Raw genomic sequence first — 13,989 nt, 5'->3', positions numbered from 1 at the left:
TAACCTCTCCTTCGACACGCGAACACAAAGGAGGACGCCGGATGTCACACACCCCGCACGAACTGCACGACGACTTCCCCGACATGGCCGACCGCATCTCGGCGCTGAAAAGTTCGGACGCGCATTTCGCCCGGCTGATGGAGGAGTACCACACCGTCAACCGGCAGATCCACGCGGCGGAAACCAACGTGACCCCGGTCTCGCCCGCCGCCGAGACGGACATGCGCAAGGAGCGCGCCCGGCTGAAGGACGAAATATACACGGTGCTCACGGCCTGACACGCAAACATGGATCGCCCCTTGCCGCGCCGCCCTGTGCGGCAAGGCCGCCTCCCGCGAAAAATCGCACCGACGCGATACCACCCGGATACCGACGTTATACCGACGTGCCGTTTTCGGCGTTCTTGCCAAAATTAACCAAGTAATTCAGAACTTCGTCTGATGCGCCGCCGGGGTCACCGCGCGGCGCTTCAGTACCGCCTCCCGCCAGCTGATGAAACTGACCGATCCCACGATCACCAACCCGCCCAAAATCACCCACGGATCAAAGGGTTCGGCGAAAAAGGTCACCCCCAACAGCACCGCCCACACAAGCTGCAAAAACGTCACCGGCTGCGTCACCGCCAAGGGGGCGGCGCGAAACGCCAGCGTCATGGTGTAATGCCCCCCCGTGGCAAAGGCCGCGACCCCCATCAAAATCGCCAGTTCCCAAAGGGTTGGCGGCACCCAGTTACTCAGCGCCATGGGCGCCAGCCCGATCGTCACGGTGATCGACAGCATCGCCACCACCAGCCCGGGCGCACAGCGGTCGGACAGCATCTTGGCCAGCAGGTACGACCCGCCGAAGGCCACCGCGGTGAACAACATCGCGAAATGCCCCGGCCCCAGCTCGCGGAACCCCGGGCGCAGGATGATGAACGCGCCGATCAGGGCCACGACGATGGCCATGACCCGTCTCATGGCCAGTCTTTCCCCCAGAAAAAGCGCCGCCCCCAGCGTGACATAGATGGGCGAGAGATAGTTCATCGCCGTCACGTCCGCGAGCGGGATCCGTGCCATGGCAAAGAACCACAGGCCCACCCCGGCGGAATGCGCGAGCCCTCTCGCGGCGAACAGGCCCCAGGTGCCGCGGTCCAGCCGCAGGCGGCTCAGCGTACCCAGCATCGGCAAAAGAAAGATCAGCCCCAGCACGTACCGAAGAAACGCCGCCTCAGTCGCAGGGATTCGCGTGCCCAGAAGCTTCACCATGGCGGTCACACCGACAAACAGCACCCCGGTCACGACCATCCAGAAAACACCCCAGCCGGGCCGCGCATTCAACTCTGAACTCATGACGGCATAAAGCCCGCGGCGCGCCGGGATGTCGAGCGCAAAAGTACGGAATTTTCAGACCCCGTTAACCTCCGCCTGCCAGGATGGCGCCAAGGCACGCCTTGTCGCGGCGGCAAAATTTTTTCGAAAAAATTTTGCGCCCTGCGGCGCGGCAGGCGCTCAGATCTTCTGTTGCGTGTATTTGCGCAGTTCCGCCCGCGCGACCTGCCGCCGATGCACCGCGTCCGGCCCGTCGGCCAGCCGCAGGGTGCGCAGATGCGTCCACATCGCCGCCAGCGGCGTGTCCTGGCTGATGCCCTGCGCGCCGAACATCTGGACGGCCTCGTCCACCACCTTCAGCGCCACCTTGGGCGCGACCACCTTGATCTGGCTGATCCAGGGCGCCGCCGCCCGTGCATCGCCCCGGTCCATCATCCACGCGGCCTTCAGGCACAACAGCCGCGCCTGCTCGATCTCCATCCGGGCCTCGGCGATATAATCGAAATTCGCCCCCAGCTGCGCCAGCGGCTTGCCAAAGGCCTCACGCTGCAAGGCGCGGCGGCACATCAGCTCCAGCGCCGCCTCGGCCATGCCGATGGCCCGCATGCAATGGTGAATGCGCCCCGGCCCCAGCCGACCCTGCGCGATCTCGAACCCGCGCCCCTCGCCCAGCAGCATGTTCTCGGCCGGCACCCGCACATCGCTGAACCGGATATGCATATGTCCGTGCGGCGCGTCATCGGCGCCGTAGACCTTCATCGGCCTGACCTTTTCAACACCTTGCGTGTCGGACGGCACCACGATCATCGAATGGCGCTGATGCTTGGGCAGGTCGTCATCGCCGGTCTTGACCATCACGATATAGACCGCGCAACGCGGATCTCCGGCGCCTGTGGCCCACCACTTTTCGCCGTTCAGGACATAGGAATCCCCATCCCGCACACAGCTCAGCGAAATGTTCGTGGCGTCCGAACTGGCCACATCCGGCTCGGTCATCAGGTAGGCCGAGCGGATGTCTCCCTCCAGGAGCGGCGCCAGCCACCGCGCCTTCATGTCGTCGGTGCCGTATTTCTGGAACACTTCCATGTTGCCGGTGTCCGGCGCGTTGCAGTTGAACACCTCCGCCGCCATCGGCGTCTTGCCGATTTCCTCGGCGAAATAAGCGTACTCGACCGTGCTCAGCCCCACGCCGCCTTCACCATCGGTCAGCCAGAAATTCCACAGGCCCGCCGCCTTGGCCTGGGCCTTCAGCCCTTCCAGGATCTCAGCCTGGCGCTCGGTATAGCTCCAGCGGTCGCCCTTCTCGACCTCCGCGTGGTACGGGGCCTCCATCGGCATGATGTCATCGCGCACCATCGCCCGCACCCGCTCCAGCAGCTCCGCGACATGCGGTCGGATTTCGAAGTTCATGAGGCGCCCTCCCGGTCGTGGCCTGGCCAGGCTCTGGTGATCGCATGTTGCCATGGCAGGGTCCAGTGCCCACCGTCAAATCCCCGCAAAAGCGACACAATCCGGGGGTATCCCTTGTGCCAGGCCGATCGGCCGCCCGCTGTGCCCCGTTGTGTTTTCAGGGCGGTCGTGACGCCTCTTATCTCAGCAGCCGTCACGCCCCAGAACCATCACCCAGATCCGTCCCGGCGCCTCGACCACCGCCATCTCCCGGGCCCGCGGGGCCAGCATGTTCCTGCGATGCCCGGACGATCCGGCCCAACCGTTCAGAACCGCGTCCAGCCCACGTTGTCCCTTGGCGATGTTCTCGGCAATGAAACAATAGCCGTAGCCCACGCGCCGCGCCCTGTCCCCCACGCTGCTCTTGTCCGATCCGGTATGGCTGAAAACCCCCTTTCGGGCCATGTCCGCCGCATGGGTCGAGGCCACGCGGGTCAGCCTGTCGGAAAGGCTCACAGTGGAAAGTCCGCGCGCGGCGCGAAAGCTGTTGACCCAGTCCCGCGCGGCGGCGCTCCGATCGGTCGCGTCCTGGGCCACGGCCAGTTGGCATGTCAAGGCGACGATGACCGCAAGAAGGCAGATCCGGACAGGCATGAGCCGACCCTAACCGCTGCAGCCGGATCACGCCAGACGCCATCGCTCAGAGATGGCGCAAAAGGATCTCCAGGGCGGCCTCGTGCTGTTGGCGTCCCGCGGCCGCGACGGCGCGCCCGCCCCCGTGCGCCGGCCCGCCGCTCCAGTCCGTGACGATGCCGCCAGCGGCCTCGATCACCGCGATCGGCGCCTGGATGTCGTACGCGTTGAGCCCGGCCTCGATCACCAGGTCCACCTGCCCGCAGGCGACAAGCGCATAGGCATAGCAATCGAGCCCGTAGCGGGTCAGCTGCCCCTGGCGGGCCACGTCCCGAAAGGCCGCGCCCTCGGCCTCGGTGCCGACCTCGGGAAAGGTGGTGAAGACGGTCGATTGCGACAGCGGCGCCTCCCCCCTTGTCTTCAACGCCCGCGCGCCCTGCGGTCCGCGCATCACGGCGCGGCCGAAGCCGCCCTCGAACCGCTCCCCGATGTAAGGCTGGTCGATCAGGCCATAGACCGGGCCGCCCTGATCGGCGACGGCGATCAGAACACCCCATGTCGGCGCCCCGGCCACGAAGGCGCGCGTGCCGTCAATCGGGTCCAGAACCCAGGTCAGGCCGCTCGTGCCCGGGGTTTCGCCCATTTCCTCGCCAAGGATCGCGTCGTCTGGGCGGCGCTCGGCCAACACCTCGCGCATCGCGGCCTCCGCGGCCCTGTCGGCGGCGGTGACCGGGTCGAATCCCGCCAACGCCTTGTTTTCCACGTCAATCGCCCCGGCGCGAAACCACGGCAGGATGGCGGCGCGCGCCGCATCAGCAAGCGCGTGCGCCGTGTTAACAATTTCAGAGTCGTTCCGGGTCATTTTATCCCCACCTTGTAAATTCATGGCGGGGATAAACGGCTTCTAGGACCGGCTCAAGCGACGTCGCTGAGAACCCGTGCAAGATCGAACAGGCGACGGCGCTGGTTTTCCGGGATCGCGTAATAGGACCGGATCAGATCAAGCGCTTCCTTGTCGCCCAGCAAATCCGCCGGGATCATGTCGCTCTCGTTTCTTGCGTCGCCATCGTGATCGATACCGTCAAAAAAAAAGCTGACCTCCACGTCAAGGGCATCCGCGATGTCCCAAAGGCGAGAGGCGCTGACGCGGTTCGCGCCGGTTTCATATTTCTGAATTTGCTGGAATTTGATGCCGACGCTTTCAGCCAGCTGTTGTTGGGTCATTCCAACCAGCCAGCGGCGATGGCGAATACGTTTTCCGACATGCACGTCTACGGGGTGCGGCATGGGCAGTCCTTTCCTCAGGTGCCAACCCGGTTTGAAGTCATAATTTCCCGGGCGGGCGTTAAAAAAATAATAGGCCGCGCATCCCAGCGACACTGACGAGAAAATAAGTGCTGAGATTCTGTATAGCAAGAAGTATTGCACCCCGAATAAGGGATCGGTCCCTTATACCTACAATCTAAACGGGCATATACTTCTTTTGTATAGGTTGTCCACAACCAGAGCACGCGTTTGACATCGTTTCGGGACTTCGATTATCCGGGCAAGATGCCGGTCCGATCCGACAGTTATTGATGAGGAGCATCCAGATGCGCGCGTTCCGGATCGATTCGCACGATACAACCGCAACCCTCCAGGACGTCGAGGCGCCCCGGCCCGCCGCCGGGGAGATCGGATTGCAAATCCATGCCTGCGGGCTGAATTTTGCCGATCTGCTGATGCTGAAGGGCGAGTATCAGGACACGCCCGACACGCCGTTCACTCTCGGCATGGAAGTGGCAGGCACGGTAGAGGCGCTGGGGGACGGGGTCGAAGGACCCGCCATCGGCAGCCGCGTTGCCGTTTTCGGCGGTCAGGGAGGCCTGGCGGAACGGGGCTGCTTTCCCGCCGACCGCGCAGTGGTCCTGCCCGATCAGATGAGCTTTACCGACGCGGCGGCGTTTCAGATCGCCTACGGCACCAGCCATGTCGGCCTCGATCACAAGGCCCGTCTGCAACCGGGCGAGACCCTGCTGGTTCTCGGCGCGGCGGGCGGCGTCGGTCTGACCGCGGTCGAGATCGGCAAGCTGATGGGTGCCACCGTCATCGCCTGCGCCCGCGGTGCTGACAAACTGGAGGTTGCCCGCAAGGCCGGGGCCGATCACCTGATCGACGCCGAAACCGAGGATATCCGGGAGGCGTGCCGCGCCCTGGGGGGCGTCGATGTCGTCTACGATCCCGTCGGCGGAGACCAGTTCAAGTCCGCGATGCGCGCCTGCCGTCCCGAGGCCCGCATCCTGACCATTGGCTTTGCCAGTGGTGAGGTGCCGAAAATTCCGGCCAACCACCTGTTGGTCAAGAATATCTCGGTTCTGGGGCTCTACTGGGGCGGCTACCTCGCCTTCCGGCCGCAGGTTGTCACCGACAGCCTGGCGCAGCTGTTCGCCTGGTATGCCGACGGCCGGCTGAAACCGCATGTCAGCCACATCCTGCCGCTCCAGAAGGCGCAGGAGGGGCTCGACCTGATGCGCGCGCGCAAATCCACCGGCAAGGTCGTCATCACGACCGGCTGAGACCTCGCGCTCAGGCCTGCCGCAACAGGGTCGGCGTCGCGGCCCGGTATCCCTGCCGCAGCAGATCGGCCATTTCGCGCGTGATCTCGTCGCGATTGGCCGACCCGTACATGTTGATCTGCTGATAGCCCAGCTCCGGCAGCGCCCCTTGAGTGTTGATCGCTTCCTGATGCGGCGGGATGCTGGTCTCCAGCAGCGCCCCGACCGCAAGATCCGCGCTGATCAGCGCCTCCACAGAGCGGTCCTCGTCCGACTCTATCGCCAGTTCCCAGTCGATCCCCGCCGCGTCCAGGATGCGCAGCACCGGCGCCCGGAAGATGCAGAAATTGCAGAACCCCAGCCGCAAGGGCCGTTTTCGCCAAGCCTGGCCACCCAGGGCACCGACCCATTTCAGCGGGATTTTCGTCAATGTCTCTCCGCCCGGCGTCAACGCTTTCTCGGTCGTCAGGATCAGGTCGATCTCGCCTTTCTTCAACGCGTCGTGCAGCCGGACGGTGCTGGACGATTTCAGGACGACATTCACCCTCGGGAAAACGCTGTTGAACGTCTTCAGAACCCGCGGCACGACCGGATAGATGATGTCATGCGGCACCCCCAGGGTCAGCGTGCCCTCGTAAACCTCGTCCGAAAGCCGTCCCACGGCCTCGTCATTCAAATCGACGATGCGCCGCGCATAGGTCAAGAGCTGCTCGCCCGAGGCGGTCAGCGCGATGCGCCGGTTGCTGCGATCCAGCAGTTCGATCCCAAGCAGGTCTTCCAACCGCTTGAGCTGCATCGATACCGCCGACTGCGTCAGATTCAGCACCTGCGCGGCGCGCGTCACACCGCCTTGCTCGGCGACTTCCAGAAAGGACCGCAAGGTCGTCATGTCAAGATTACGCATTCATCATGTTCCTTGATGCAATCCAAGCCAAACATTCATTTTTCATATATGACCCGGCATGCCATTTATATCAACAGTAATAATGATGCGCGCCGCGCCATCACTGAAATTGAAAGGACGCACTCATGCTCACCTTGTCATTCCGTCGTCATGCGCCCTACGCGGCTCCTCGCCGCGCCCGCCTGCTGGATGCGCTCGAGATTTATCGCCAGCGCCGTGCCTTGGCGCGTCTCGACGATCACGCGCTTCAGGATATCGGCATCACCCGCCAAGAGGCGATGGCCGAGGCCCGCCGTCCGATCTGGGACATTTCATGTCGCTGACACGTGAACCGACTGTTTCCGCACGATTTCGGTGCGGATTTTCTTGAAAAGAGACGCCGGGCACACGATATTGTCTGCAAACCTCGGCTCGAGGTTTGAATGGGATACTTATTCGGAGGCTTGAATGGCTCAATTCGAAACGATCCGGTCGGCAACTGGTGCGCGTACCGCCGCGATCGACGAAGGCTTGCGCGCCCACATGAACAAGGTCTACGGCACGATGTCGATCGGCATGTTGCTGACCTTTGCGGCCGCATGGGCCGTGGGCAACAACGCCGCCATGATGGAAACGCTGTTCACCGGCTTCACACGCTATATCGTGATGTTCGCCCCGCTGATCATGGTCTTCGCCTTCGGCGCGGTGATCAACAAGCTGTCGGCGGCTGCGGCACAACTCTTCTTCTACGCCTTCGCCGCGGTGATGGGTGTTTCGATCTCGTACATCTTCGTGGTGTTCACCGATTTCTCGATCGCCCAGGTCTTCCTGGCCACGGCTGCGGCCTTCGCAGGTCTTTCGCTGTGGGGCTACACCACGAAAAAGGACATCTCCGGCTGGGGCAGCTTCCTGATCATGGGTGTGATCGGCCTGATCGTGGCGTCTATCGTCAACATCTTCATCGGGTCCAGCGAAATCATGTTCGCGATCTCGGCCATCGGCGTGCTGATCTTCGCCGGCCTGACCGCCTATGACACGCAGTCGATCAAGAACGAGTACCTGGCCCACGCCCACCACGGCGACAGCGAGTGGCTGGGCAAGGCGGCCATCATGGGCGCCCTGCGGCTCTATCTCGACTTCATCAACATGTTCATGATGCTGCTGAACCTGCTGGGCCAGCGCGAATAACGACAGCGCACCAGGTTGAAACGAACAAGGGGCCGGTCATCAGATCGGCCCTTTTTCGTGGCCCGCTGGCGTCGAGACCACCTGTCCCGGGCCTGACCCGGGACCTCCCGTCGCAACCCCCGGCTCAGGTCGCCGGCAGTCGCCACGTCTCGGCACGCAGCTTTTGAAAGTCCCAAAGCAAAAGGCCGCGCCCATCGGCACGGCCCTTGAAAACGCTCGGAGGGAAGATCCTACTTGATCTTGCCTTCCTTGTACTCGACGTGCTTGCGCGCGACGGGGTCGTATTTGCGCACCGACATCTTCTCGGTCATGGTGCGGGCGTTCTTCTTCGTCACGTAGAAGTGGCCCGTGCCGGCGGTCGAGTTCAGGCGGATCTTGATTGTGGTCGGCTTCGCCATGGGTATCTCTCCTGCGGCGGGATGTCAGCCACCCCGCGAAATTCGTCATGAAGCCCGCCTTTTAAACGCGCGGGCCTGCATGTCAACCGGATTCTCCGCCCCGCTCAGTTCGAGCTGACGCGCGTCGGCATCCGGTAGAAATGATGCACTCCGATCGTGGTGGTCCGGGCGAAATTGCGCGACCATTTCGGGCGCACGGCCTTGGTGTGGTAATGCGTCGCTCCGGCCGTCAGGTCGCGCCTGGCGCCCTTGACCATCAGGTACGCCACCTTGCCGGCCCGTTCAAAGGCACGTTTCTCGCTGATCCGGTCGCTGGCGCCGTCACAGGTGTAGGTGAACTGGCACTGGTACTTGCGGCCCGTGCCTTGATGCACAACGCCGCAGATCGTGTCGGGGAAGCGGGCGCTGTCGACCCGGTTCATGATGACCTCGGCCACCGCGAACTGACCCTTGACGCTTTCGCCGCGCGCCTCGTGGTACAGCGCTTCGGCCAGACAACGCCACTGCTCGCCGCCCGTCTGGGCCGACTGGGCGGCCAGCCAGTCGCGCGAATACGTCACGTCCACGCCCGGACGCTCCATGTAGCGCGCCACCATATCTTCGGGAATCGAACTCAGCACGCGGTTCTCGTGCGCATATAAACGGTTGATGTCCTGCTCTGCCGCGGCCGCGGTCCCAAGGCACATCATCAAGATCATCGCGAGGGTTCTCAAGGCTCGCCTCCTTCAAAATAAGACCCTACGGGCCCGTCAAGTCGCGACGAGGTACATAAAAGGGGTATGCGAGTCCAGCCTGCGGCGCTGCAAGGGCGATATGCAGCGGGATTGCAAGAGCGAAGATCGGCGGAATTATGGCAGATATGGCGAGAACCCGCCCGGGATCTACCCGATCTTGTCCTTCACGGCCAATTGTGCGGCAGCTAGTCGCGCCACCGGAACCCGGAACGGAGAACAGGACACATAGTCGAATCCCGCCGTCCGGCAGAAGGCAATCGATTCGGGGTTGCCGCCGTGTTCGCCACAGATCGACAGGGTCAGGTCGGGGGCCACCTCGCGGCCGCGCCGCGCCCCGATCTCCAGCAATTCGCCCACCCCGTCGACGTCCAGCACGTGGAACGGGTCTTCGGGGAACACGCCCTGCTTGACGTAATGCGACATGAACCGCCCCGCGTCATCGCGGCTGAGGCCATAGGTCATCTGCGTCAGGTCGTTGGTGCCGAAACTCAGGAACGCCACGTGCGGCGCAATCTCGGCGGCGCGCAACGCGGCGCGCGGGGTCTCGACCATCACGCCCAGCCGATAGGTGAAGTCGCGGCCCGTCTCGCGGCGCACTGCATCGGCCACGTTGTCGACATTCTCGCGCACCAGTTCGACCTCGCGCATCGCCGACACCAGCGGGATCATGATCTCGGGCACGACCGGATCGCCCTCCTTGCTGGCGGCGACCGTCGCCTCGAAGATCGCCCGCGCCTGCATCTCGTAGATCTCCGGCACCGCGATGCCCAGCCGCACACCGCGCATCCCCAGCATGGGGTTGTATTCTCCCAGCGATTCCACTCGCTCGGTCACATCCGCCACCGGCAGGTCCAGCGCGTCGGCCAGCTCGCGAATGCCCTCGCGGTCGGCGGGCAGGTATTCGTGCAAAGGCGGGTCGAACAGCCGGATGCAGACCGGCATTCCCGACATGATCCGGAAAAGGTCGATGAAATCCGCCCGCTGCATCGGCAACAGCACCTCCAGCGCCGAGGCGCGGTCCTCGCTGGTGTCGGCGAAGATCATCTCGCGCATCGCCACCAGGCGGCTGGGTTCCACGAACATGTGCTCGGTCCGGCACAGCCCGATCCCCTGCGCCTTGAAGGTCAGCGCCAGTTCGGCGTCGGCCTGGGTGTCGGCATTGGCCCGCACCTCGATGTCGCGCACCTCGTCGGCCCAGCTCATCAGCGTCTTGAACGTTTCGTCCCGCGCGGCCTCCAGCAAGCGCGGCTCGCCGGCCAGAACCTCGCCGCTGGTGCCGTCGATGGTGATCTGATCCCCGGCCATCAGGCTGCGGCCGTCGGGAAAGACCAGCCGCTTGCGCTTGATCTGAAAGGTGATCGCAGAGGCGCCCACGACACAGGGCTTGCCGATGCCCCGCCCGATCACGGCGGCATGGCTGGTGATCCCGCCCCGCTCGGTCAGCACACCGGCGGCGGCGTGCATCCCGCGAATGTCCTCGGGGCTGGTCTCTCGCCGCACCAGGATCGCCGCCTCGCCGCGCGACTCCGCCGCCTGGGCGTCTTCGGCGCTGAAGACGATCTTTCCCGCGGCTGCGCCGGGGCTGGCGGCGATGCCGCGCGCCAGGACGTCGCGCTTGACCTCGGGATCGATCTGCCGGTGCAGAAGTTCATTCAGCGCCCGCGGCTCGATCCGCATAAGCGCCTCCTCACGTGTGATGATCCCCTCCTCGGCCAGCGCCACGGCGATGGCCACGGCAGCGCGGGCGTTGCGCGACACGCGCACCCCGTCCAGCAGGTAGACCTCGCCGTTCTCGATCGTGAATTCGGCCTGCATTTCCTCGCGCAGCTTCTCGCGCATCAGCTTGGTGCATTGCTTCAGCCGCGCGAACGCCTCCGGTGCCAGCTCCTCCAGCGACGGACCGCGCGGATCCTTCTGCAGGTACAGCGCCTCGTTGCTGGCCTTCAGCGCCTCGCGCCCCTGGCTCTGGCTCAGGTAGCGGCCGGTGCAGCGCCGATCGCCCGTCGCGCTGTCGACCAGTTGCATCACGCCCGAGCCGCATTCGCCCTCGCCCAGGCCAAGCGCCATTTCCTGCACCACAAGGCCAAGGCCCGCATCGGCCGGCGCGCCCTTGGCCTGCCGCAAGAGCCGTGCCGTGGTGCCCTGCCACGCCCGCGCCATGGATCGCAGCACGCCCAGCAACTGCACTTTCGCATCCTGCGGGAACTCTTCCTCGACTTCCTCTTCGTAGGCGACCAGCGCCTGGCCCACCGCCTTGACCGGATCATCGTCCAGCTCGTCGAACATGTCCGGGTCGGCGCGGGCCACGTGCACCGCGTAGGCCTGCACGAACCGCAGGTAGAGCGTCGCCGCCGCCGGCTTGCCGATCCGGTCCGACAGGTCGACGAACCGCGCATCGTTCATCCCGATGTTCAGAACCGCCCCCGGCCCGCCCCAGTCGGGGTCCTCGGACGACGGGCGCACGCACAGCACCGGCAGTTCGTCGAACGGGTCCAGCAAGGAGGCCATGTCCGGCACCTCGCCGTCCGCGATGCCCCTCACCGCGTCGAAGGACAGCGCGACCGTGCGCGGGACCGGCAAGTCCAGCCGCACGAGGCGTTGCAGGCACTTGGCCCGCCCGCCATGCGTCGGGATCGCGATGGGCGCGTCGGGAGTGATCGGCGTGATATGTTCAGGGCCCTGCTGCACTGCGGCAATTCCTTTTCTGGCCCGCAGAATACGCAAGCCGAATTTTTAGGCAAGGCCTGTCGGGTCCACCGCTGCGGTTTGCCCCACTATCCTTCCAACCGCCGCAAATCCGCCGCCTGCAGACAGATCTGGCGGATGGAATGCAGCATGTTCAAACGGTTGCGCCGCAGGATCGCATTCTCGGAATTGATCTGCACCGCCTCGAAGAACGCGTCGATCGGTGCGCGCAGCGCGGCCATGGCGCCCATGGCGCGGGCGAAATCCTCGTCCTTCCCGGCCGAGGCGATGGTTTTCTCCGCATCCTGCAACGCCGCGAACAGCGCCTTTTCGGTCGCGTCCTCGGCAAACTTGGGATCGGCGCCAAAGGAGTACTCGACCCCGTCCTTCTCCTCGGCCTGCGTCAGGATGTTGTTCGCCCGCTTGAACCCCTGCACCAGGTTCTCGCCATCCTCGGTCTGCAGCACATCCTGCAAGGCCCGCGCCCGCTTTACCAGCAGAGCCAGATCGTCATTGCCCTCCATCGCGATACAGGCGTCGATCACGTCATGACGGATGCCCTGATCGCGCAGATAGACCTTCAGGCGGTCATGGAAGAAATCCATCAAACTCACGATTGAAACGCGATCATCAAGTTCCTTTAGTTCGACGTCTTTCCTATCTGGGCTGGCCTCTTCTTTGGCACGTCTCATGGCTTGATCGAAGAAATGTAGCATGCTCGTTGAGATGCCGTTCTCCAAGACCAACCGGATCACCCCCAACGCCGCCCGCCGCAGCGCGAAAGGATCCTTAGACCCCGTCGGCTTCTCATCAATCGCCCAGAACCCCGCCAGCGTATCCAGCTTGTCCGCCAGCGCCACGGTCACCGAGACCGGGTGCGAGGGCACCGCATCAGACGGCCCAAGCGGTGCGTAATGCTCCTCGCAGGCCGCTGCCACATCCTCGGGCAAGCCCGCCTCGGCGGCGTAATACCGCCCCATGATCCCCTGCAATTCGGGGAACTCGTAGACCATTTCCGAACTCAGATCGGCCTTCGCCACCTGCGCCGCCTGCTCCGCCAGATCAAGGTCGGCCCCCACCACCGGCGCGATCTCCCGCGCCAGCGCGGCAATCCGCGCGATCCGCTCGGCCTGACTGCCCAATTTGTTGTGGAAGGTCACGTTCTGCAGGCTTTCCAGCCACGGCCCCATGCCCTCTTTCGCGATGCGCAGATCGTTCTCCCAGAAGAACTTGGCATCCGCCAGCCGCGCGGCCAGCACCTTCTGGTTGCCCGCAAGGATCGTGGCGCCGTGATCCGCGGTCTCGCGGTTGGCAACGGTCACGAACTGCTCGATCCGGCCGGTCTTGGGATTGCGCACCGAAAAGAACTTCTGATGCTCCTTCATCGACGATTGCAACACCTCGGGCGGTAGGTCCAGGAACTCGGCCCCGATCCCGCCCATCAGCGGCACGGGCCATTCCACCAGCCCCGCGACCTCCTGCAACAGCCCCTTGTCCTCGACCACCTCAAGGCCACGGGCAAAGGCCAGGTTCGTGGCCTCCTGCCAGATATGACCGGCACGTTCCTCCGGGTTCAGCACGACCTTGGCGCGCTTCAGCTTCGCCGCGTAATCCTCGAAGGACGTGACGGAAAACCGCCCAGGCGCCATGAACCTGTGCCCTTCAGTGCTTTCGCCCGCCTTGATGCCGTCCACGTCCAGCGGCACGACCTGCGCCTCGCCCGCGTCGTCGGTCAGGATGCACAGGATCGAATGCAAGGGCCGCACCCAGCGCAGGCTGCCCGCGCCCCAGCGCATCGACTTGGGCCACGGGAAGTTGCGGATCGTGTCGTCCAGAACTTCGGCCACGATTTCCGCCGCCGGACGGCCCGGCTTGGTGATGGTCGCGAAATAGACCTGGCCCTTTTTCTCGTCGCGCACTTCAAGCGCGTCGCGCGTCACGCCGGCACCACGCAGAAACCCCTCGATCGCCTTTTCCGGCGCATCGACGCGCGGCCCCTTGCGCTCTTCGCGCAAGGTCGGGCTCTCGGACAGCAGCCCTTCCAGCGCCAGCGTCAGCCGCCGCGGCGTGGCAAAGGCCGCGGCCCCCGCATAGGTCAGGCCGGCCTCGACCAGCCCGTCGGTCATCCGCTTTTTCAGGTCCTCACAAGCCCTTGCCTGCATTCGGGCCGGGATTTCCTCGGAGAAGAGTTCGATCAGAAGGTCGGGCATGATGTCACCGGAACGTCTTGGGTCA

General features: G+C 64.3%; 14 protein-coding genes. 4 read left to right on the top strand and 10 right to left on the bottom strand.

What is annotated here, in order from left to right; genetic code table 11:
* Window positions 1–41: 41 nt before the first annotated feature.
* Window positions 42–278 carry a YdcH family protein gene (locus FIU89_RS06875; protein ID WP_152491909.1) on the top strand — a complete coding sequence of 79 codons (237 nt, stop codon included), beginning with the start codon at window positions 42–44 and terminating at the stop codon, window positions 276–278.
* A 147-nt stretch (window positions 279–425) separates the two neighbouring features.
* Here FIU89_RS06875 and FIU89_RS06870 read toward each other — a convergent pair whose 3' ends face one another.
* The 5 genes from FIU89_RS06870 to FIU89_RS06850 all read right to left on the bottom strand — a co-directional run bounded on the left by FIU89_RS06870 (window position 426) and on the right by FIU89_RS06850 (window position 4,619).
* A complete protein-coding gene (locus FIU89_RS06870; protein ID WP_254701812.1) occupies window positions 426–1,331 on the bottom strand; it encodes a DMT family transporter in 906 nt (301 codons plus the stop codon).
* A 159-nt stretch (window positions 1,332–1,490) separates the two neighbouring features.
* Window positions 1,491–2,720 (bottom strand): acyl-CoA dehydrogenase family protein, encoded by a 1,230-nt coding sequence (locus FIU89_RS06865; protein ID WP_152491908.1) that lies wholly within the window; start codon window positions 2,718–2,720, stop codon window positions 1,491–1,493.
* Between the two features lie 183 nt (window positions 2,721–2,903).
* Window positions 2,904–3,353, bottom strand: a complete 450-nt coding sequence (locus tag FIU89_RS06860; RefSeq protein WP_152491907.1) for a CAP domain-containing protein — start codon at window positions 3,351–3,353, stop codon at window positions 2,904–2,906.
* 46 nt (window positions 3,354–3,399) lie between these two features.
* Window positions 3,400–4,194, bottom strand: a complete 795-nt coding sequence (gene hisN / locus FIU89_RS06855; RefSeq protein ID WP_254701811.1) for a histidinol-phosphatase — start codon at window positions 4,192–4,194, stop codon at window positions 3,400–3,402.
* A gap of 53 nt (window positions 4,195–4,247) precedes the next feature.
* Window positions 4,248–4,619: a helix-turn-helix domain-containing protein gene (locus FIU89_RS06850; RefSeq protein ID WP_152491905.1), complete on the bottom strand. Its 372-nt coding sequence runs from the start codon at window positions 4,617–4,619 to the stop codon at window positions 4,248–4,250.
* Window positions 4,620–4,924: 305 nt separating this feature from the next.
* Here FIU89_RS06850 and FIU89_RS06845 point away from each other — a divergent pair, with 305 nt between their 5' ends.
* Window positions 4,925–5,887: an NADPH:quinone oxidoreductase family protein gene (locus FIU89_RS06845; RefSeq protein ID WP_152491904.1), complete on the top strand. Its 963-nt coding sequence runs from the start codon at window positions 4,925–4,927 to the stop codon at window positions 5,885–5,887.
* A 10-nt stretch (window positions 5,888–5,897) separates the two neighbouring features.
* On the opposite strand, the gene FIU89_RS06840 is transcribed toward FIU89_RS06845, so the two are convergent.
* On the bottom strand, window positions 5,898–6,770 hold the full coding sequence (locus tag FIU89_RS06840; RefSeq protein ID WP_152491903.1) for a LysR family transcriptional regulator: 873 nt from the start codon (window positions 6,768–6,770) through the stop codon (window positions 5,898–5,900).
* 125 nt (window positions 6,771–6,895) lie between these two features.
* On the opposite strand from FIU89_RS06840, the gene FIU89_RS06835 reads away from it, so the two are divergent.
* Together FIU89_RS06835 and FIU89_RS06830 are read left to right on the top strand one after the other, a co-directional pair.
* Window positions 6,896–7,093: a DUF1127 domain-containing protein gene (locus FIU89_RS06835; protein WP_152491902.1), complete on the top strand. Its 198-nt coding sequence runs from the start codon at window positions 6,896–6,898 to the stop codon at window positions 7,091–7,093.
* Window positions 7,094–7,217: 124 nt separating this feature from the next.
* Window positions 7,218–7,937, top strand: a complete 720-nt coding sequence (locus tag FIU89_RS06830) for a Bax inhibitor-1/YccA family protein (protein ID WP_152491901.1) — start codon at window positions 7,218–7,220, stop codon at window positions 7,935–7,937.
* 230 nt (window positions 7,938–8,167) lie between these two features.
* Here the strand turns inward: FIU89_RS06830 and rpmG are convergent, their stop codons facing one another.
* The 4 genes from rpmG to glyS all read right to left on the bottom strand — a co-directional run bounded on the left by rpmG (window position 8,168) and on the right by glyS (window position 13,964).
* Complete coding sequence (gene rpmG / locus FIU89_RS06825; protein WP_050927593.1) at window positions 8,168–8,335, bottom strand: 50S ribosomal protein L33; 168 nt, start codon at window positions 8,333–8,335, stop codon at window positions 8,168–8,170.
* Between the two features lie 104 nt (window positions 8,336–8,439).
* On the bottom strand, window positions 8,440–9,021 hold the full coding sequence (locus FIU89_RS06820) for a cell wall hydrolase (protein ID WP_254701863.1): 582 nt from the start codon (window positions 9,019–9,021) through the stop codon (window positions 8,440–8,442).
* 195 nt (window positions 9,022–9,216) lie between these two features.
* The gene (locus FIU89_RS06815; RefSeq protein ID WP_152491900.1) at window positions 9,217–11,757 is read right to left on the bottom strand and encodes a putative PEP-binding protein; all 2,541 of its coding nucleotides are present in this window, start codon (window positions 11,755–11,757) and stop codon (window positions 9,217–9,219) included.
* 86 nt (window positions 11,758–11,843) lie between these two features.
* Window positions 11,844–13,964: a glycine--tRNA ligase subunit beta gene (gene glyS, locus FIU89_RS06810; protein WP_152491899.1), complete on the bottom strand. Its 2,121-nt coding sequence runs from the start codon at window positions 13,962–13,964 to the stop codon at window positions 11,844–11,846.
* Between the last annotated feature and the right edge of the window lie 25 nt (window positions 13,965–13,989).

Origin of the sequence: Roseovarius sp. THAF27 (genome assembly GCF_009363655.1) — a bacterium.
GTDB lineage: Bacteria > Pseudomonadota > Alphaproteobacteria > Rhodobacterales > Rhodobacteraceae > Roseovarius.
Note: the sequence above shows the minus strand (reverse complement) of the source record. Positions and strands in the feature narration are given on the sequence as shown.